Source organism: Colwellia psychrerythraea 34H (assembly GCF_000012325.1).
GTDB classification, from domain to species: domain Bacteria; phylum Pseudomonadota; class Gammaproteobacteria; order Enterobacterales; family Alteromonadaceae; genus Colwellia; species Colwellia psychrerythraea_A.
Genome location: NC_003910.7, coordinates 4,441,055 through 4,462,035 on the forward strand (window position 1 = coordinate 4,441,055; position 20,981 = coordinate 4,462,035).

Here is a 20,981-nt window from a genome sequence, read left to right on the forward strand (position 1 = left end):
ATCCTTTTTTAAGAAAACAACCATTAACAAAAAGATGCGTCTTGTATATGGCTCACTCTGTTGTCCTGAAATCCGCTGTTTGAGTTCATTTGGGTATAAACAAAAAAGCCCCTTGTTTACTTTCTCAAGTAAGACAAGGGGCTTGTATTTAACTACTTTAGTTACCAAAGTAACTAAGTCATCATTAAATTGATTTACTGCTTAGTAGCATTAAGTTCTGCATCAGCATTATCAAGTGCTAGTTTATAACCAAATGAAACATGGTGATAACGTGCGCTTGAATAATCGTCATGTATTGCAAAGCCAAAGTTATATACTTTACCTGTTTCAATACTCACATCACCCGCTTTGTCAGATTTAAGCTTACGCTTAACAACTACCGACCAAGTACCATTTTTAAGTGAAGCTTCAACAGCTGCGCCAACGCCTTTATGCATGTCGCGTTCTGCTAAAATCTGACCATCTTCTACTTCTTTGGTGCCTGATTTATAGCGAATAACATCCATAAATTGATTAGACTTTTGTGCCGCATCAATGTCGCTTTGATCTTTAAGTTTATCCCAACCACCTAGCGCTTTACCGCCACGTCCTTTAAGCTCTAACTTAGTACGCGATTCTTTAAGATACTTAGTAACACCTGTACCTGAACCCGTATCGAACTTAAGACGCTTAGCTAAATCACTACCTTTCAATGTATCAGCATCTGGTGCAAACGGCATAGAGTTAGCATCGGCATGACACGTACCCCAACAGCCTGCTCTATCTGCGTATTCAACATCATCAGTTGCTAGCATAAAGGCTAATTTCATTGGGTTTTCTGGGTCCATTTTACCGCCATCAACAAATGGAACAGCTGCATGTTCACCATCAGCCCAACTAAATCTCAAATATAGATTTTCAGCATCGTACGTTGAATCAATCGTTACATCGATATGGCCACGTTTTCCAGGGATAACATTAGGTTCTAGTTTCTTCTCACTTTCACCAGTAACGATATTGTTACCAATATCCGCAATCTCTTCACCATGACATTCAATACAACGGTCGCCTTTAGTAAAGGCACGTTTACCACCATGCTTACGACCTAGGATCCATTCAATAGACGCTGTACCAGGATAGAAAACACCAATATCTTTCGAGCTTGCTTTGCCCCAATCAACATTAATATTACTTGCACTAGGTGCAGCACTTACAGACCCTTTCGATGATTTACTTGTAGTCGCTTTGCTAGAACCAGCATTAGCTAATGCTTCTTCAACAGCAGAGGCTATTTTCTGTTCAGTTTTTGCTTTTTCAGCCATTTTTTCTTCTTTGACTTTCGCAGCAGCTGCAGCTTCTTTCGCTTCTACACGTGCTAAACCTTCGCGATAAGCTTGTGGTACTTCACGAATATAGTCTGGATTTGGCGCTTCTAGCTTTTCTAATTCTTCATCAGAAAGCTTGTCACGTACGTTATGATGCGCAATACCTTTATGGCAATCGATACAGGTTTGTCCTGTTTCAAAAGCATTTAAATGTTGTTTACGTGCACGTGGCTTTTGGAATTCAGGATTCATAGATTCAAAATTGTGACAGTTACGACACTCTCTCGAGTCAGTTGATTTCATGGCATGCCAAACACTTTGCGCTAATTCAAATCTGTGCTCATTAAATTTTTCTTTGGTATCAAGCTTGCCTGTTAACCAAGAAAAAACTTCTTTTGACGCTTGAATTTTACGAACGACTTTATGTATCCAAGGTTTAGGAACGTGACAGTCAGGACAGCCAGCTCTTACGCCGGTACGGTTAGAAAAATGTATTGATGGTTTATATTCTTGGTAAACGTTGGCTTCCATTTCGTGACAACCGATACAAAACTCGGTGGTATTCGTTGCTTCCATGGCAGTATTGAAACCACCCCAGAAGACAATACCTACGATAAAGAAGATAACAGCGCCTGAGACAGTAGTGCCGAGGATTAATCGGCGTGACCAAAAACTTGGTTTTAAGAAAGTGTTATTTGCCATAATTGACTCTTGAATTGACTCTTAATAAGTTCAGCTCTCTTCCCATTAACAATAAAGTTGAGGGAAATTATTATCCATTGCCTTCCTATTCATTTAAACAAGGAAGTCACAATGCTTATAAGGCGTAGTAATAATTTTAAGGTAATTATTACAACCCTTTTTATTTTCACTTATTTACTTACTTATCAACCATGATCTGTATAACAAGTTAAATGAAAATAAAAAGGGCATGGCATCAGCCATGCCCTATTCATATTTAGTAACGCTTACCTATAAAGGTAAGATAATTACCTAAGTCTTATGGTTCATACGGTTATGAACGTTAAACTTACCAGTAGGCGTTGTTAAGCCTTTAATGCGGTGTAACTCTTTAAGAGTTTTTGCATCATAAACAACAATTTCACCTGTTGGGTTTTTAGCATCTTTACGGTTCCAAACTGAAACCCAAACTTCAGAGCCATCGTTGTTAAATTCCATGTGTAAAGCCGCTTTACCTGGCTCAGTTGTTACACGGATAGTTTTAACAATTTCATGAGTATCTTTATCAAATACTTGCACTGACTGTTGAACTTCTGGTTCAGGGTGCTTAAGTTGATCAGCCCAAACGTATTGTGAAGTTTCGTGAGTACGGATAAATGCACCAGCACCATCTGTTTCAACTTCATAACAAAGTTTCCACGCTTCTGCAGGGTGACCGATTGGATCGTTACCCCATACAGATACAAGTCCCATACCTAAATGAGTTGTACCGCCAACAGGGCCACATTTTTTATCAATCCAGTTAGCGCCTGGACCAGGATGTGGAAGGCTTTCAACATCGATAATCGCTTCTAACTTACGTTCTACAGTATCAACAACAACCATTTGGTTTGAAGCATTTGCTGCTATTTGGAAGTAACGACCTGATGGGTCAAAGAAACCATCATGTAAAAATTCAGAAGAAGCAATCGAAGTAATGGTTAAGTTCTCTAAGTCGGTATAATCAACTTGTAACATTTGACCAGTTTCTTTAACAGCAACGATGAATGAAGACGTTAGCGGCGAAGTGTAAATTGCAGCTACACGTGCTTCATTGATGAATTCACCTTTAGTATTGTAACCACGAGTAGAGACAACTTTAAGTGGGTTTAACGTTACAGCATCCATAATAACGAAATGCGCAGGCCAGTAACCACCAGCAATTACGTATTTTCCGTCACCAGAAACAGCGATATCACGAGCGTCATAAGCCATTTTAGTTTCAGCAACTAACATTTTGTCAGGTGTTTGCCATAAATCGATTTTGTTAACTTTACCGTCACGACCAATGGTGTACCAAAAACGACCAACATCTTTTGCATGGTCAACTTTATGATGCTCAGTACCTTTGATTACATGTACTGCGTAACCTGTATCGATATGAGTGATGATTTTTTTAGTATCGCCATCGATGATTGCCGCAGTACCTGCGTCACGTTCGATAACAACAAAGAAGTTTTTCCAGTTTAAACCGTGCATTGGTTTAGTTGGGTAATCCTTCGGAGCAACATATTCTTTAGTATGTGAACGCATTTGCTCTAAAGACATTTCTGGTGGAACAGGTGGTTCCATTTGAATGAACGTTGCCATGTTGGCAATTTCTTTCTTAGTGAACAAATCATCAAAGTTGTTCATGCCGCCTTCAGTACCTAAAGCGATAATTTTCTCTAGACGCTTTTGGCCTTTTTTCATTGTGCTTTTTGGCTCTAAGTTTTTGCCTGTAGCGCCTTTACGCAAAGTACCATGACAACCAGCACAGCGTTGGAAGTATTGTAGTTTTGCTTTTTCATAATCAGCTTCAGCTAAAGTTGGTTCTGCCGCTGATACTGACATACTAACACCAGTAGCAGCCATACCTATTGCAAGTCCAAGTGCTGAAAGACCATATTTTACTGTTTTCATTGGGTACTCTCCAGATATTAAAAATTATATTTTTGTTTAACTTGTTAGTCGTTTTTATTTAGTAGATCGGAACTATTAAGAACCAATCGACTGAAATCCTGATAAAAAAGGCATCTTCAGGAAATTTTGTTTACTCATAATTTGTAAATAATGTGTAAAACGTTGATGCGTCATTTATGTAACGAAATATTACTATCAGCACTATCAGCTATATCCACTTTTGAAAATGTGATTCAGATCAAGTTTAAAAAAAAATAACTTTTAATGAATACACAAGTTGATCAAGGTCAATAAATTGCGCATTGAATTATAAAAAAACTACTTGTTCATCAGTATTAAGCGCTACTATTCAGTCAACGTTACTAATCATTTAACCATATTTTTTTTAGGGGTATTTTCATGGAGAATCGCACTAAGTCATTTATTTATGCGGCTATCATCGGCTTAATTATTGTTGCCATCTTTTTAGGTTTCTTATCAAGTATGGCGAACCCCATTTCTTGGATTCTCATTGCAGTATTATTACTCATTCCTGTTCTTTACAAGAAAAAGTCTAATCCAAAGCAAGTACAATGGCGCGAAGAGTACAGCGTTGGTATTGCACATATAGATGATGATCATAAAAAACTAATTAGTTTATTAAATAATTTCAGTATCGCTTATGACTACGCCATGAGTGAGTCGTTTGAAAAAGAAGCATTAAACGAATTAATTAGCTATACCAAGTATCATTTTGAGCGTGAAGAAAAGATGATGGAAGACAACGATTATCCTGATTTAATCGCTCATAAAGCGCAGCATAAAGTGATGATTGAGCAAGTTGAAAAATTTGTACAGCTTTACAATGACAAAGGCCATGATGCACTTGAAGAAATTGCTAGCTTCTTAACTGATTGGTTAATAAATCATATAAATGGTACTGATAAACAGTATTCTGCACACTTACATAGTAAAGGTATCCATTAACACTTAATCACACGCCTTTCACAGACGAACACAAAAAAGAGCTTCCTAGAAGCTCTTTTTTTTGATAAATACCAAATCAACGGAATGAGTTCAAATTCAGTAAAAATTAGTATACATCCACTTTACCTCTCTATTTAAGGGAGCAACCCTTAATAAAAATATGAACCTCAATCATGAATTGCACAGGTATCCTGAAAATCGAATTTTGAAGTATCATGGGTATAATTCCGCATAAAGTGATTTAAATCAAAAAAGCCTCGCACTTCATCAGTAAAGTATGATCTTTGACAAAAAACTAATTCCCTAAGCGTTATAAGGTTAAGACAACTTAAAAAGCACAGTGGAAATAAAATGAGTTCTATCAAAATCACCTTAAGCGGCTTAGCTCTCGCTACTCATTTATTAAGCCTTACCTTTGTTACAGCTGCTGTTGCAGCTAACGATATCACCAGTGAAAAAGAGTTATCTAAAGCACGCAAAGATCAACTTACTCATATCGTTAAACAAGATTGTGGCTCTTGCCATGGTATGACCTTAAAAGGGGGGTTAGGCCCCGCGTTATTACCCGAAAATCTTGAAGGAAAATCAGTACCGTTTTTACAGCATACTATTTTATATGGCCGAACTGGTACGGCAATGCCGCCATGGAAGCCACTATTAACTGAGCAAGAAGCATTGTGGATTTCTCAACAATTAAAAGCGGGAAAAGTAGCTAAACAATAAATCAACTATGTAATAGCTAATGCAATGTATTAAAAAATAATACTCAAAACCAAAAACACTTTTACCAAATATAACAGCAAAGACTTTTAGCACTAATAAAAGCACCATGAAAGGATAACTGATGAACACATCTTTATTAAAACTAGCGAGCATTGCAATACTGTCTAGCGTGATTGCCGCTTGCGCTAGTCAAACGTCTAATGAAACAGCTCAAACACCACTTCGCGCAACAGGGGATATGGGGGTTGTTATTGAACGCGCCACTGGCCAAGTGCAAATTGTTAACCATACCCATCAAGAAGTGTTAGCAGAAATCGATGGTCTAGGTGATTTATCTCACGCTTCTATTGTTTATTCACGTGACCAACGCTACGCCTATGTTTTTGGCCGTGATGGTGGTTTAACTAAAATAGATATTCTTAAAGACAAAATTGCTAAACGCGTAATGCAGTCAGGTAATAGCATTGGCGGGGCAATTAGCCAAGATGGTAAATTAGTTGCCGTTTCAAACTACACACCTGGCGGCGTAAAAGTATTTAATAGTGAAACTCTTGAATTGGTTGCCACAATCGACAGCTCTATTTTAACCACTAAACCAAAAAATAAAGATGGTAGTCCTGTACGTTCTAAAGTAGTTGGCTTAGTGGATGCGCCAAACAACAAATTTGTTTTTAGCTTATTTGATAGTCATGAAATTTGGATTGCCGACTTCTCAACGATTGAGCAAGATAAAACGCCTAAATTAACCAAGTTTACGGATATTGGCCTATTTCCTTATGACGCCTTAATTAGCCCTGATGGTCGCTATTATATAGCAGGTTTATTTGGTGAAGACGGCATGGCGCTCGTTGACTTATGGCATATAGAAAAAGGTGTTAAACGCATTTTACCCAATTACGGTAAAGGCCAACAGAAATTACCCGTGTACAAGATGCCGCATTTAGAAGGTTGGGCAATCGCTGGCGACTACGCTTTTATGCCTGCAGTGGGTCGACATGAAGTCTTAGTAGTAAACACTAAAACATGGGAACAAGTAACTGCAATACCTGCGCATAGCCAACCAATATTTGTTATGGCGCAGCCTGATAACCGACAAATATGGGTTAACTTTGCCCACCCTGACAACAACACCATTCAGATATTTAATACCGAAACTTTTGAGCTAGTAAAAACCTTAACGCCTGGTCCTGCTGTTTTGCATATGGAATTTACGCCACGTGGTGAACACGTATGGATGTCAGTACGCGATAGCAATGAAATTCAGATATACGACACCAAAACTCAAACGTTACAAAAAACACTCAAATCATCAAGCCCGAGCGGTATTTTCTTTACCAGTCGCGCACACCAAATAGGCTTATAATCATGACTAAAGAAACCGCAACCATTAGTCAATTACAGCAAGACATTATTAATAATAGCCAAAAGGGTTTTCCACTTACCAGCCAGCCTTATAAAACGATTGCTGAGCAGCTGGCTGACGTTAATATCGTTACGAATGAGTTGGAAGTATTTCAAGCCATTGATGATCTAAACAGCCAAGAAGTGCTATCACGTGTTGGACCAGTATTTGATCATAAAAAAGCAGGCGCTAGCACATTAGCTGCCCTTGCTGTGCCAGCAAAAGACCTCGATAAAATTGCCGGCATTGTTAACCAATTTGACCAAGTGAATCATAACTACGGCAGAGAGCATGTTTATAATTTATGGTTTGTAGTAACAGCCAGCGATATGGTGGCACTCAATAGCACCATAGTAAACATTGAATTACTCACAGGTTTACCTGTTTTAGTCTTACCCATGGAAGCCTCCTATCATATTGATCTAGCGTTCAGTATCAATGTTACTGGCATAGAAAGCCCTACTTCCAATCAAGAAAATAGACCTGTTACTTTTGATAATAATGACACAACCAGCTTAACTGACATTGAAAAAACAGCCTTACGTCGAGCTATTGAGAAAGGCTTACCAACGCATTTATTCCCTTACCAAGCCATTGCCCAGCAACTCGCGTTATCTGAGCAACAAGTGCTTATGCAAATTTCGCTTTGGCAAGAAGAAGGTTTGATCCGTCGCTTTGGCTTAGTCATTAAGCACAGAAAGTTAGGCTATGACGCCAATGCCATGGTTGTTTGGAATATTCCGAATGAAAACATGGATGCCATTGCCCTGAAATTAGCAAAGTGTGCTCCGGTATCACTATGTTACCAGCGCCCTCGACGCCTACCTGATTGGCCTTATAACTTGTTCTGCATGATTCATGGCACGGATAGAAGCTTAGTTTTACAGCAAATAAGCCAAATCACCGAGCAGCTTGGCCTTGAGTCTATTGAAAAAGATGTGCTGTTTAGCTTCAAAGCTTATAAACAACATGGTGCTCGTTATTTTAAAACAAACAGCAAGAAGGCGAAAACCAACAATATAAGTGCGGGTAAAACAGAAAATAACAACGACATGAAAAAACAAGGACAAGCCCATGGATAATAGCAGCAGTCCACTTAAGACCGAAAGTATAAGCAAAAGCCGAAAATGCCAAACTGTTGAACTTTCTGCGCTAGAGAAACAATTAATCAACCTACTACAGCATGGCTTACCTGTTTGTGAGCGCCCTTTTGCACAAATTGCCGAAGAAATATCAAGTACAGAACAAGCCGTAATTGAATGCTTAACAAAATTGCGCAGTGAAAAAGTACTAACCCGTTTTGGCCCCATGTTTGATGCAGCTAGTCTAGGTGGCGCTTTTACCCTAGCAGCTTTAGCAGTACCTGAAGCTGATTTTGACTTTGTTACCGAGCAAGTGAATAGTTTTGAGCAAATAGCCCATAATTACCGCCGAGATCATGATTTTAATATGTGGTTTGTTATCGCCACTGAGTCGGCTGAAGAAATTGAGCAAGTAGTACAAGCCATTGAAATAAAAACCGGTTTAAAGGTGCTCAACGTACCGAAACTAAAAGAGTTCTATGTGAGTTTATACCTACCAGTATAACTACCCGTTTAATCGATTACTCGTTAAAAAATAGCAGCGAAGCTTGTTAATTACTGAGTCCAAACGCCACATACAAAAGAGTTTACATTATGTCTACAGTCACTCAAGAAAAAATAACGCAAGAAAAACTTAGCGATCAAGAAAGACAATACATTTTATTAACCCAAAATGGTTTGCCTATTATTCAGGAGCCTTATCACGCGATTGCAGAGCAAATGAACCTTAGTGTTGAGCAAGTACTTAGCCTGACCAAAAGCATGCAGGAACGTGGCATTATCAGACGCATTGCCGCTGTACCTAATCACTATAAATTAGGTTATCAATTTAACGGAATGACCGTATGGGATATTGATGATGAGCAAGCTGAAAAATTTGGCGATGCTGTTGGCCGATTACCTTTTGTTAGTCATTGTTATTTAAGACCACGCTTTTTACCTGACTGGAATTACAACTTATTCGCCATGGTGCATGGAAAAACAGAAGAATCAATAGCCAAGTATCGGGGCCAGATCAAAGAATTGTTAAAAGAGGTCTTGGTCACCCGCAACCATGATTCAAGTCAAGACATTATTACCAAAAGTAATGATATGTTAACCAGCACAGCAATACTGAAAAAAACAGGTTTGCGATTAAAAAAGTAATAGTAGCGTAATACCAAAGGTATAACTGACTTATAACCAGATTACATTAATCGTATAAAGAGCAACGCCGAAAAACAAGGTATGTAATACCAAGCCTATTAAGTTATTTCCCGCTCAGCGAGAATTAAAAGGTTTAGAGGCAAGGCTTTAATTAAAGATAATGGTTATTCCCTTATCAAAATAAATAACGCTGTATATAAGTCTTTGCCTTTTATAGGTACTCGCCCTTCGGGAGCTTATTAGCAAACTGATAACATCGCAAAATTGGTGAAATATAGAATAACTATATTTAATCAATTTCACTTATTCTAAGCTCGCTAATAGTAGCTCTGAGCTGGGAATAAATTTAATAGAATTGGTATAATATTATGTTTAGAATTTCACAATTATTAAAAACACTTCATGACGACATGGCTGAACTTAAGCCTGTTAAAGCATCACGTAAAATGAAGGGTCCTGTGGTTATATGGAACCTGATCCGTCGTTGCAACTTGCAATGTAAGCACTGTTATTCAACCTCTCTTGATATCGACTTTAAAGACGAACTATCAACTGAACAAGTTAAAACCACGATAGATGATTTAAAAGTTGCTCATGTACCCGTATTAATTTTGTCAGGTGGCGAGCCTTTATTACGCCCTGATATCTATGAAATTACTGAATACGCTAAGCAAAAAGGTTTTTACCTTGCACTGTCTACCAATGGCACTTTAATTAATGAAGACAACATTGAAGCCATTAAAGCCGCAGAATATCAATATGTTGGTATCAGCATTGATGGCTTAGAAGAGTTCCACGATGAATTCCGTCGTCAAAAAGGCAGTTTTAAAACCTCAATGCATGCCATTAAGTTATGTAAAGATGCCGGTATTAAAGTAGGTATGCGTTTATGTTTAACGCGCGAAAACTTCAAAGACTTACCTGCCATGTTGAATTTAATGGAAGAAAATAGCGTTGATAAATTCTATTTATCTCACCTTAACTATTCAGGCCGTGGCAAACGCACCGCTGAAAATGACGCCATGTTCAAAATGACTAAAGACGCTATGGAGCTTCTTTATGAACGCGCTTGGACACATATTAACCAAGGCATAGAAACTGATTTTGTTACCGGCAACAATGATGCAGATGGTCCATTTTTATTACAATGGGCAAGCAAACAATTTGCTGAAGAGTATCCAGAAGCTATTGCTAATTTAAAGCAACGTTTAATCAATTGGGGCGGTAATTCTAGTGGTATTAACGTAGCTAACATTGATAACACCGGCACAATTCACCCTGATACTTACTGGTGGAATCACCCTATCGGCAATGTAACCACTGAAAAATTCTCTGATGTTTGGCGTGATACTCAAGACCCGTTAATGTTAGGTTTTAGACAAACACCACGCCCAGTAAAAGGACGTTGTGCAAGTTGTGAACACTTAGCTATTTGTGGTGGTAATACGCGAACGCGTGCTTTCGCTCAATCGGGTGATGCTTGGGCTGAAGATCCTGGCTGTTATCTAGATGACGATGAAATTGGTTTTATCCCGTCGCCATCAAAGTTTGCCGACGAGTTAACTAACACAGAAAATCCGATTCAATTTGTTGAAGTCTAACCGTAGTAAGTACACTAATTATTAAAGAAAACTTAGCAACACGTAGCTAACTAATTCTTAATGATACAAAACTAAAGAAACTAATTAAGCAACCGAGCCTGTCCTGAAAATAGGCTCAAGTGCAATAAGGCGAGAGCATGAATACACCATCAGCAAATCAACCAAACAGCCTAATCTCAGCAGATAACGATAAAATATCAGCGAGAGGGAAATCAGTATTAAATCAAGGCGAAGTTGCCCTAGTTGGCTCTGGCCCTGGTGATGCTGAATTACTAACTATTCGTGCAATGCGCTTTATTGAGCAAGCTGAAATCGCAATTTATGACCGATTAGTAAGTGATGAAATATTAGCGCTATTGCCTGATAATTGTGAACGATTTTACGTGGGTAAAGAGCAAGCTAAACATTGTGTACCACAAGATAAAATTAACGAAATTTTAGTACACGAAGCGCGCTTAGGTAAAAGAGTATTACGCCTGAAAGGTGGCGACCCGTTCATTTTTGGTCGTGGTGGTGAAGAAGCAGAATACATGTTGCAACATGGTGTAAGTTGTCATATTTGCCCAGGTATTACCGCCGCTTCTGGCTGTACAACGTATGCAGGTATTCCGTTAACACATCGCGGTGTTGCACAAGGTTGTACATTTATTACTGGTCATATTCAAAACAATGGTCAGCTTAATTTGCCATGGCAGAGTTTATGTTGTCCAACCCAAACGGTTGTGTTTTACATGGGCATTAATACCTTATCTAAAATTGCAGAAAAACTTGTTGAGCATGGCCGAGATATTAATACGCCAGCGGCATTAATTCGCAAAGGCACACAGCCTGAACAAAAAACCTATCGCGGTACTATCGGTAACTTGGCGGAGCTTGTTGAAAAACACAACATTACCCCACCAACACTTATTGTTATTGGTGATGTAGTAAATCAGCTAACTGAACAACAATTAAAAACCCCTGGTTTTTTAGATGCTAATGACTATGTTCAACCACAAGCAATTAAAATAGCTTAAGTAAGACTAAATAACTGCCAGCTAACAGTCGTCATTTCCGAGGTTACTAATCGGACGTGGCATGGATGCTACTTAGTAGACACAGACGGTACAGGAAGTACCTTATTAGGTAATGCGGGAGTAATTATCCTGCGTCCATAGCTTGAAAAACTGGATCCTCGATTAAGATACTACGAGCATGACAATTGGAAAGTTTGGAAGATAGCTTAACTCGACCAGCCTTCCCGCCGTCATCTCCGAAGTGCCTGATCGGAGATCCATTGGCTAAATATCAAGAAAACAAGGTTACCCCATGACTAAACATCCTTTTCTAATGTCGATTTCTATCGCCCTTTTATGTGTTTTTTTTGCCGTCAATACTGCCAACGCAGCGCCAGCCAAAAAGACCACAATGTCAGCAGCAGAGAAAGTTGCAGCCAAAAAACTTTATCAAGACAATTGTCAAAGCTGTCATGGCGTTGATCGATTAGGCGCTATGGGGCCTGCATTATTACCAGAAAATCTTGCCCGTTTTCGCAAAAACAAAGCAATTAAGGTTATCAATACCGGTCGTGCTGCCACGCAAATGCCCGCTTTCAATAAAACGTTGACTGAGTCTGAAATTACCAGCTTAGCAAACTATATATATACGCCATCAAAAGCCTCACTTAGCTGGACCGTTGCTGATATTAACGCCTCAAAAGTACAACATTTTGACCAAAGTAAATTACCCAATGAAGCACAATTTGACGCTGATTTAATGAATTTATTTATTGTTGTTGAGTTAGGTGACCACAGTGCCACCTTATTGAACGGCGATACCTTTGAACGCTTAGATCGCTTTAAAACTCGCTTTGCTTTACATGGTGGGCCAAAATATTCACCTGACGGTCGCTTTGTATTTTTTGCCTCGCGCGATGGTTGGATCAGTAAATACGATATTTACAATCGCAAAACCGTCAGTGAAGTTCGCGCTGCGATTAATACACGCAACATCGCTATCTCAAATGACGGTCAGTATCTAATTGTTGGTAATTACTTGCCCAACAATGTTGTGATACTCAATACCGCTGACCTATCCCCCCTTAAAGTGATTAACGCCAAAGACAGTAACGGCAATAGCTCACGCGTCAGCGCCGTTTATAATGCACCACCACGCCACAGCTTTATCGTCGCCTTAAAAGACGTAAAAGAAGTCTGGGAAATTCCTTACAGTGATGAGGGTGGCGTTGAAGTATATAAAGGTTGGGCACATGACTATAGAGTAGAAGCGAAAGCGGAAGGTTGGAAGGCCGACTTATCTAAAAAAAGTGAGCAATTCCCAGTTCGCCGTATAAAAACCGACGATTACTTGAATGACTTTTTCTTCGACCCTGATTACATTAACTTAATTGGTACTGCGCGTAATAGTCACAATGGCCAAGTAATTAACCTAGACACTAAAAAGAAAATTGCCTCTATCGGTTTAACTGGTATGCCACATTTAGGCTCAGGTATAACCTGGAATTATCAAGGTAAAGAAGTATTTGCTTCCCCCAATATCAAAGAAGGTAAAATTACCGTTATCGATATGGAGAACTGGAACATCATTAAAGAGATTAAAACTGAAGGCCCAGGTTTCTTTATGCGCAGCCACAGCAAGTCACGTTATGCATGGACCGACGTCTTTTTTGGCCCGAACAATGACAAAGTACATGTTATTGACAAGAGTACATTGAAAATAGTGAAGACCTTATCACCATCACCGGGTAAAAATGCCGCTCATGTTGAGTTTACTAAAGATGGTAAATTCGTACTGTTAAGCGTGTGGGATATGGAGGGTGAACTCATTGTGTACGATGCCCAAACATTGGAAATAGTAAAACGTATGCCGATGAAAAAACCGTCAGGTAAATACAATGTTTACAACAAAATTAATTATGAACGAGGCACAAGTCATTAATATCACCTAGCCCAGAAAATAACGTACTATTTAACAGCCTGTGACATCAAATGTTACGGGCTTTTTTATGCCGACTAAACATTCCATAGTCGGTAGGCCTTGTGTAATGTTATTGGAGATATTGTTACTATATTGAAATTAATTTGCTATTAGCTGGTTCTTAATTAGCTAAGCTTTATAATATTAAAGCTTAGTCATCATGGGCTGATAAACGATCACTAAATAATCTATTAACCATCACTAAAACATAAATAAAGGCTATCCATTCATGTTATCAACTTTTTTTAAAGCAAAACCTGTCATTGATGAAGAAAGTAAAGAATGGATTTTTGATACCTTTGCTTGGTGTATGGATCAACTTGATGGCGACTTTTTCAAAAATAACAGTGAATTGATATTACCTAACAATAACTTTTATCCGGGTAGTGCAAGCAGTATAGAAGCAATGGCAGATAAGATATTCTCTAATACCCTAAATTATACTGGCATGACGTCTTGGCCACTAAAACTGATCTCAGCTGATAATTTCACCCAAAAGCCTATGCCTCAATTATCTTTTGAATCAAGGCTACGTGGTGAGAATGCTAAGGTAAGTACTAAAGTCGCTTCGAATGTAAGCTCTACTATCAGTTATAAAGTAGAAGGTGAAGCACTAGTATCTTCAATACCACCAAAAATACCTACGATAGACATTGCTTTTCACTCAAGTCAGCTTAATCAACCGCAAGATTTAATCGCCTATCTAGTACAAGTACAGGCCGGTATTTTAGTTAACCAGCACGGAATACTTCCCCCTGGTGGTAAAGACGTATTGCCTCAAACAATAGATTTAGTCGCTTGTTTTATGGGTTTTGGTGTTATCTTTGCTAATACAGCTTACCAATTTAAAGGCGGATGTGGCTCTTGTAACAATCAAAACCTTAACCGACAAGCTGCGCTACCTGAGTTAGAAACGGTTTACGCTTTGGCATTATTTTGCGTGATAAAAGGGATTGATATTAAGCCGGTAAAGAAAGCGCTAAAATCTCATCTTACTAAGCCATTTCGCCAAGCTCACAAAGAAATTTCATTGTATTTACAACAGCCCAGTAATCCTATTCATGCTCGACTAATCGCTACTAACGGTTAATGCTAGCAAGCTTGCTTTATTAATCTATGCTTTGCTTATTCTATATTTTTACATTGGTGTATATTGTTTAATAAATCACCTTGATATTCGCTAGATTCATTTATAAGGGCTAAAGAGGTAATCCCCATTGGCTCGGCAAGTGTTTCAACCAACTGGTTATATAAGCTAACGCTAATCGGTTTAATTTGGTCGAGTTTACTTAGCAACTCATCTTGCTCTTGTGCAGACAATTTATTACCCTTAGATGCCTTATGTGCTTTTTCTAACCAAAAAAGATAAGCATGTCTCACTTCACTTTCACTGACTAAGGTGAGTCTACTGATACGGTAATGTAACCTGTCATATAGCATAGGCTCATCGCTTAATATCGACAATCTAAGCAACTGTAATCCTGCAACAATTTGACCTGAACGTCTTGAAATTTTCTGTGATAGTTGTAAAGCATTTACCAAGTACTCTTTGGCCAACGTATAATTACCTTGTTTAAGAGCCATTATTCCTAAAGTATTATAAATAGCGCTTATTAATACTTCAGAATTTTGCTGTTTAGCTAATTGCAAAGCTTGGGCATACGTTGTTTTAGCCTGACTATATTTATTAAGGGAACTTAAGCTACTTCCTTTGCTAATCAATAAACTTATTTTTTGTTTGCCGTTTTTAATCGGTTGTTCAAGTCCACAATTAAATAGCAAAATAGATTCATTGGGATGCCCAGTTCGGCGCAAAAATATACCTAAGCTACTTAACAAAGAAACAAATTTATCTGTTTTTTTCTCTAGCTCAGGATAAGAGAGCATTACTTTTACCGTTTTTTCAACCTGGTTTAAATCATTTAGCGCAATAGAAGCTCTTAATAGATTTTGATGCCAGGATAATTGATCATTGATAGTCAGCTGGCCAATATTAGCAAGGTGTTTTTTAAGTATTCTTGATGAAACGGAAGGTTGTATTCTTAAGTAGTCTTTTGCTTCAGCTAGCTTACTCAATAAACTTTCTGATGCAGTCTCTGCACTTACAGAATGAATAATAAAAGTAATCATTATAAAGATCAGTAATCTAAGCATAACATCCAATATTGATTGAGTATCTTCAATGATATAAATTGGCTTGTAGTCTAAGTAAACCGCTTAGAAATTTTTATAAAATTCTAAAGTGCCTAAAATACAGTAAAAATTATAGCACCTCTTCCTCCTTTATCTAGAAAGTCGGTTAAATTCCCTCCTAACATCCTCCTTCCGCACAATAAACTAAGGTATCCAACCTAAAGTGATACCATGAAAATACTCGATAACATAAAGTTATTCCATCTAATTCATCGCAGCTTGTCCTGCAAATCTTTCATCTAATTCGAAACACATTTAACAGTTTGAATTCAGTGATGTTTGATGTAAATTAGCAGTTGAAATAGTCGCTAGGATAACTCTGGCAACGACACAACAACTAGCAATTCACTTAAGTGGAGTTAATGTGAAACGACAAACTGGCGTTGTATTTTTAGTGCTAGCAGCCCTAGTTGCGATAGGAACAGCTGCTGCACATTTATCTTGCATCTATTTAGGCCCAAAGTGCTATGTAGCTCAAATGGCTCCCCCGCAAATTGTAGAGTCAGCGATTAATGGTACCTATTTAGCACCAATAGGCACAGTATTTGCTTCGGGGATTTTTGTTGTTTTAGGACTCTATGCCCTATCTGGTGCTGGCTTTACGGGGAAATTGATAGATAAACTGCCACTCGTAAACTATGCAATATATGCCATAGCAACGCTTTGCATCATTCGTGGTCTATTACCATTACAACTATGGCTTCGTCACCCCGAAAAAGTAAATGATACTGTTTTTTATGTCGGTATTGTTTGGCTAATGACTGGCTTGCTGTATTTAGTTGGTTATCGAATATGCTCCACTAAGCCAACCTCAATTTGATAAAGTAGAAAATAATGATAAAGACTATATTACAAACAATGCGCCCATCTTTCCTAGTATTAACACTAGCCTGTGTATTTTTAGGACTTTCCACGTCATTAGCTACAGGTGTATCGATAGATAAAGTAGTATTTATCCTTATCTTCATTGGTGCAATGTCTGCTCATATCAGTGTAAATATGCTAAATGAGTATCATGATTTCAAAAGTGGTTTAGATTTTAAAACCATTAAAACCCCTTTTAGTGGTGGTAGTGGTGCGCTACCTAATAACCCTAAAGTTGCGAATTTAGTATTGTTGTTTGGGCTATTAACATTGTTTATCACCATGGCAATTGGCATATATTTTATTAGCACTATTGGCGCGACAATTTTGCCGATTGGGCTAGTGGGACTGGTGATTATTGTCACCTATACCCAATGGCTAAATCGTATGCCGCGATTATGTTTAATTGCCCCCGGTATGGGATTTGGACTGTTAATGGTTGTTGGTACGCATATCGTTTTAACATTGGACTATTCATTACTGGTTTGGCTAGTATCGTTGATACCATTTCTTCTGATCAATAACCTACTTTTGTTAAATCAATATCCGGATATGAAAGCTGATGCCAGTGTCGGTCGTAAAACCTTTCCGTTAGCTTTTGGTATTAAGCGCAGTAATCAAGTTTATGGGGTATTTATGTTACTAACTTATTCATTAATTTTACTGTATGTAGTGATGGGTATACTGCCAAACATGGGATTGATTGCGTTAGTTCCAATGCCGCTATCCGTTTTTGCATGGATTGGAGCGATTAAACACAAAGAGAACATCGGGGACTTTCAGCAACACTTAGGCGCGAATGTAGCAGCAACCATAATAACGCCATTTTTATTAGGACTATCAATACTGATTGGTTGATGGTTGATGGTTGATTAAAGTAGAGCAAAATATTTCAGTGTATTTTGCTCTACTTAACAACAAAGTGATACTCCGCTTTGTTCGTACTAATTTTTACTTAGATGATTTATCAGCAATATATTGATCAACTAAACGGGTTAAAATATCTAAAGGGACAGCACCGTTTTTCAAAACTACATCATGAAAATCTCGTAAATCAAACTTATCACCTAAACTGGCTTTAGCTTTCTTACGTAACTCTAGGATTTTCATCAAACCTATTTTATAAGACGTGGCTTGTCCCGGCATAACGATGTAGCGCTCAATTTCTGAAACTACATCACTATGTGCCATACCTGTATTAGCGACCATGTAATCAATCGCTTCTTGTCTAGTCCAACGTTTATGATGAATACCGGTATCAACCACTAAACGTACCGCACGAAATAATTCAGCTTGTAAGCGACCTATATTGTCAAAAGGATCATCTTGAAAGCCTAAATCCCAAGCTAAACGCTCAGTATATAACGCCCAACCTTCTGTATAAGCGGTAAAGGGTGATATCCGACGGAATAAAGGCATACCTTCTAACTCCATCGCAATAGCTATTTGAAAGTGATGACCTGGAATACCTTCGTGATAAGCAAGGGTTCTCATGCTGTATTTCGGTGTTGCTTTAATATCGTATAAATTAGCAAAGAACATACCCGGTCGACTGCCATCAATCGATGGTTGCTGATAATAGGCTCCTGGAGCCGTTTTTTCTTTGAACTCAGGGATTCTCCGCACCTTCATGCTCGCCTTTGGACGAATTCGAAAAGCCGACTCTAAACCCGCATTAATTTCATCAAGAATGGTTTGATAATCCGTTAATATTTGTTCTCTACCCGCTTTGGTATCAGGGTAATAGAATTCATCTTGAGCAGCTAAGGTTTCAATTGCTGCAGTGAATCCTTGGCTAACGTCATAGTTTTCTTTTTCTAAAATGGTCAAAATGTCTAACTGAATTCGATCAACTTCATGTAGACCGATATTATGAATTTCACCTGCGCTGTAATCGGTAGTAGTGAAAAACTTAAGCGCTTGAGCATAAACTTTATCACCATCAGGTAGCTTCCAAATGCCATCATCGGTAGTAGATTTATCAGCGACTTGATTAAAATAATCTATAAGCAATTGATAAGCAGGATGTACCGAAGCAATAATTTCCTCTTTAGCTAAGTTTAATAATCTAGTTTGCTCTGCAGGAGAAATATCTTCAGCATCGGATAACTTCGCTTTTAATGATGAATAGAGAATATTTTCTTCAGCAGGCTTAGCTACAAACGCTGTCATTTCTTCAAGAACACGGTCAATAACAAAACGAGGAGGTAAAATGCCTTTTTCTTCCCGTAATTTTAAACCTTCAAGATTTTGGGAGAACTTAACTTTTACTTTATTAAGTCGAGCAATATAGTTCTCGGCATCACCAACTGAATTGACCTGATGTTGAGCATCCATAAAACTAGGGTAACCATTTTGAATACCAAACAACTGGTTCACTGGATAATTGTGATATCGGTATGGTTCAGAGACTAATAAGATATCCAATAAATACATGGCTATTTCTTTAGATAAAAGCTGCGATTCATCTAAGTCACTATCATCATAGGTAAGCAGTGTTTCTTTTACTTTTTTCATTTCAGCAAAAAGAGCATCGGTCTTTTCTGGGCGATCATCATCAAGCTCAGCGTTATGTCCGGTAATGCCGATAGACTCCAAGAAACCCAATGAAGTCAGCGTTTCCGGACTTTCAAATGCTTGTTGTAAAACAGTTCTATCAAGAAATGAACGTAACATAAAAGGTTTTTCGGCGTACCATTCGTGTGATGCAAATGCACCCCCTAGTACTATGACAGACAATAGGGAGAGTCCTATCCATTTAAAAATTGATTTAACCATGTGATTTCCTTATCTATTATTTTACAGCTGGCTTATCCTAAACCTCAATAGTAGGGTACTTCAAGAGCTAATCAGGGAAACTTACAATTGGTAACAAATGAACTATATGGATATTTTGGGACGAATCTATGGGTTAGAGTACAAATTAGTACTCGTTAGCGTTTCCAAAGTACGTTGATTAACGCACCTACCATGATAAACCCACCGCCCATAATGGTAGTGGCCATAGGAACTTCACTAAAGTATGCCCAGCCAATAAAGACTGAAAACAGCACTTGCACATAGGCATACGCGGTTGCTTTGTTAGCATCGGCACTATGGAGTGCCTTGGTTAAGCCCACCTGCCCTACTTGAGTGAATATGCCCACTAAAACCAGTAACCCGGTCGCCGCTAGACTTGGCACAACAAAATCACTGCCTAACATGACTACTGAAATAGGAAGGGCAACCAGAGGGAAGTAAAAAATAATGACCGAGCTGTCGTCAGTTTTTGTCAGTTTTTTGATAATGACATAAGCAACAGCGCTACCAAATGCTCCCATTACAGCCGCGCCAATACTAATCCATGGATAATGTATGGCATTGTCTAATTGCAAATTCGGTTGAATAATTATGAATAAGCCAAGTAAGCTGATGGCGATACAAGCGATGGTTGAGCGCTGTATGGTTTCTTTCAAAAAAAACACCGCCAACACTGCGGTAAATACAGGATGCAAATATTGTAATACGGTCGCTTCTGCTAAGGGTAAAGTTGTTACGGCATAGTAAACAAACATCAGAGCAAATGAACCGACAGTACCGCGTGCAATCAATAGCGCTTTATTATGGCCCCATAGGGATATCTTTTTACGTTTTATATCAGCGTAACTAATAATGCCCGAGACAATGGCTCTTGCTGCAACAATTTCCAGGACTGGAATACCTAAGCCGCTAACTTCTTTTACACAAGCCGCCATTAGGGCAAAGCCTAACGCCGAGATCAACATATACCAAACGCTCATTGGCACTGAATTTTTTATGGTTGTGAACATTTACAGTTGTACTCGAATAAAGAAGAAAGAAAGTTATATCAAACGGATTAGTTCGGTGATTGGGCGCTATTCTATCTCATTTAGTGTCGATGCGAACTAGCTTGGTCAGATTATTACTCAGGGTTTTGTTATCTGTGTTTGGTATTTGCGTCCCTACGTTAAGCCGAAAAAAGTCTGCCTGGAAAATTGATAGTGCATTGATAGAAGAAGACATATCGAAAAGGTGTTCTAAATGAGCTTTAGAACTAGCTTTAAAATAGCTATAAAACAATGAGATAGATCAACAAAAATAA

General features: G+C 38.4%; 17 protein-coding genes. 12 read left to right on the forward strand and 5 right to left on the reverse strand.

Features of this window, described 5'->3' with window-relative positions:
* Positions 1-194: 194 nt before the first annotated feature.
* Together CPS_RS18895 and CPS_RS18900 are read right to left on the reverse strand one after the other, a co-directional pair.
* The gene (locus CPS_RS18895; protein WP_011044950.1) at positions 195-2,006 is read right to left on the reverse strand and encodes a NapC/NirT family cytochrome c; all 1,812 of its coding nucleotides are present in this window, start codon (positions 2,004-2,006) and stop codon (positions 195-197) included.
* Positions 2,007-2,297: 291 nt separating this feature from the next.
* Positions 2,298-3,926 (reverse strand): cytochrome D1 domain-containing protein, encoded by a 1,629-nt coding sequence (locus CPS_RS18900; RefSeq protein WP_011044951.1) that lies wholly within the window; start codon positions 3,924-3,926, stop codon positions 2,298-2,300.
* A gap of 399 nt (positions 3,927-4,325) precedes the next feature.
* Between CPS_RS18900 and CPS_RS18905 the strand changes: the two genes are divergently transcribed.
* The 10 genes from CPS_RS18905 (at position 4,326) to CPS_RS18950 (ending at position 14,912) form a co-directional block, all read left to right on the forward strand.
* Positions 4,326-4,892 carry a bacteriohemerythrin gene (locus CPS_RS18905; protein ID WP_011044952.1) on the forward strand — a complete coding sequence of 189 codons (567 nt, stop codon included), beginning with the start codon at positions 4,326-4,328 and terminating at the stop codon, positions 4,890-4,892.
* 351 nt (positions 4,893-5,243) lie between these two features.
* Positions 5,244-5,615 (forward strand): c-type cytochrome, encoded by a 372-nt coding sequence (locus CPS_RS18910; RefSeq protein WP_011044953.1) that lies wholly within the window; start codon positions 5,244-5,246, stop codon positions 5,613-5,615.
* A 121-nt stretch (positions 5,616-5,736) separates the two neighbouring features.
* Positions 5,737-6,978 (forward strand): cytochrome D1 domain-containing protein, encoded by a 1,242-nt coding sequence (locus CPS_RS18915; RefSeq protein ID WP_011044954.1) that lies wholly within the window; start codon positions 5,737-5,739, stop codon positions 6,976-6,978.
* A gap of 2 nt (positions 6,979-6,980) precedes the next feature.
* Positions 6,981-8,099, forward strand: coding sequence for a siroheme decarboxylase subunit beta (locus CPS_RS18920; protein WP_011044955.1), 1,119 nt, complete (start codon positions 6,981-6,983; stop codon positions 8,097-8,099).
* A complete protein-coding gene (locus CPS_RS18925; RefSeq protein WP_011044956.1) occupies positions 8,092-8,604 on the forward strand; it encodes an Lrp/AsnC family transcriptional regulator in 513 nt (170 codons plus the stop codon). Before CPS_RS18920 ends, CPS_RS18925 begins: the two co-directional genes overlap by 8 nt.
* A gap of 89 nt (positions 8,605-8,693) precedes the next feature.
* Positions 8,694-9,245: a siroheme decarboxylase subunit beta gene (locus tag CPS_RS18930; RefSeq protein ID WP_011044957.1), complete on the forward strand. Its 552-nt coding sequence runs from the start codon at positions 8,694-8,696 to the stop codon at positions 9,243-9,245.
* A gap of 368 nt (positions 9,246-9,613) precedes the next feature.
* Positions 9,614-10,846, forward strand: a complete 1,233-nt coding sequence (gene nirJ / locus CPS_RS18935) for a heme d1 biosynthesis radical SAM protein NirJ (protein ID WP_011044958.1) — start codon at positions 9,614-9,616, stop codon at positions 10,844-10,846.
* 137 nt (positions 10,847-10,983) lie between these two features.
* Entirely contained in the window at positions 10,984-11,862 is an 879-nt protein-coding gene (gene cobA, locus CPS_RS18940) for a uroporphyrinogen-III C-methyltransferase (RefSeq protein WP_011044959.1), read from the forward strand.
* A gap of 292 nt (positions 11,863-12,154) precedes the next feature.
* Positions 12,155-13,783 carry a nitrite reductase gene (locus CPS_RS18945; protein ID WP_011044960.1) on the forward strand — a complete coding sequence of 543 codons (1,629 nt, stop codon included), beginning with the start codon at positions 12,155-12,157 and terminating at the stop codon, positions 13,781-13,783.
* 268 nt (positions 13,784-14,051) lie between these two features.
* The gene (locus tag CPS_RS18950) at positions 14,052-14,912 is read left to right on the forward strand and encodes a hypothetical protein (RefSeq protein WP_011044961.1); all 861 of its coding nucleotides are present in this window, start codon (positions 14,052-14,054) and stop codon (positions 14,910-14,912) included.
* 35 nt (positions 14,913-14,947) lie between these two features.
* Here CPS_RS18950 and CPS_RS18955 read toward each other — a convergent pair whose 3' ends face one another.
* The gene (locus tag CPS_RS18955) at positions 14,948-15,952 is read right to left on the reverse strand and encodes a tetratricopeptide repeat protein (protein WP_011044962.1); all 1,005 of its coding nucleotides are present in this window, start codon (positions 15,950-15,952) and stop codon (positions 14,948-14,950) included.
* 427 nt (positions 15,953-16,379) lie between these two features.
* On the opposite strand from CPS_RS18955, the gene CPS_RS18960 reads away from it, so the two are divergent.
* The gene (locus tag CPS_RS18960) at positions 16,380-16,835 is read left to right on the forward strand and encodes a hypothetical protein (RefSeq protein WP_011044963.1); all 456 of its coding nucleotides are present in this window, start codon (positions 16,380-16,382) and stop codon (positions 16,833-16,835) included.
* Positions 16,836-16,849: 14 nt separating this feature from the next.
* Positions 16,850-17,737, forward strand: coding sequence for a prenyltransferase (locus CPS_RS18965; protein WP_041737137.1), 888 nt, complete (start codon positions 16,850-16,852; stop codon positions 17,735-17,737).
* A 93-nt stretch (positions 17,738-17,830) separates the two neighbouring features.
* Here the strand turns inward: CPS_RS18965 and CPS_RS18970 are convergent, their stop codons facing one another.
* Positions 17,831-19,657 (reverse strand): DUF885 domain-containing protein, encoded by a 1,827-nt coding sequence (locus CPS_RS18970; RefSeq protein WP_011044965.1) that lies wholly within the window; start codon positions 19,655-19,657, stop codon positions 17,831-17,833.
* Between the two features lie 155 nt (positions 19,658-19,812).
* Positions 19,813-20,688, reverse strand: a complete 876-nt coding sequence (locus CPS_RS18975) for a DMT family transporter (protein WP_011044966.1) — start codon at positions 20,686-20,688, stop codon at positions 19,813-19,815.
* Between the last annotated feature and the right edge of the window lie 293 nt (positions 20,689-20,981).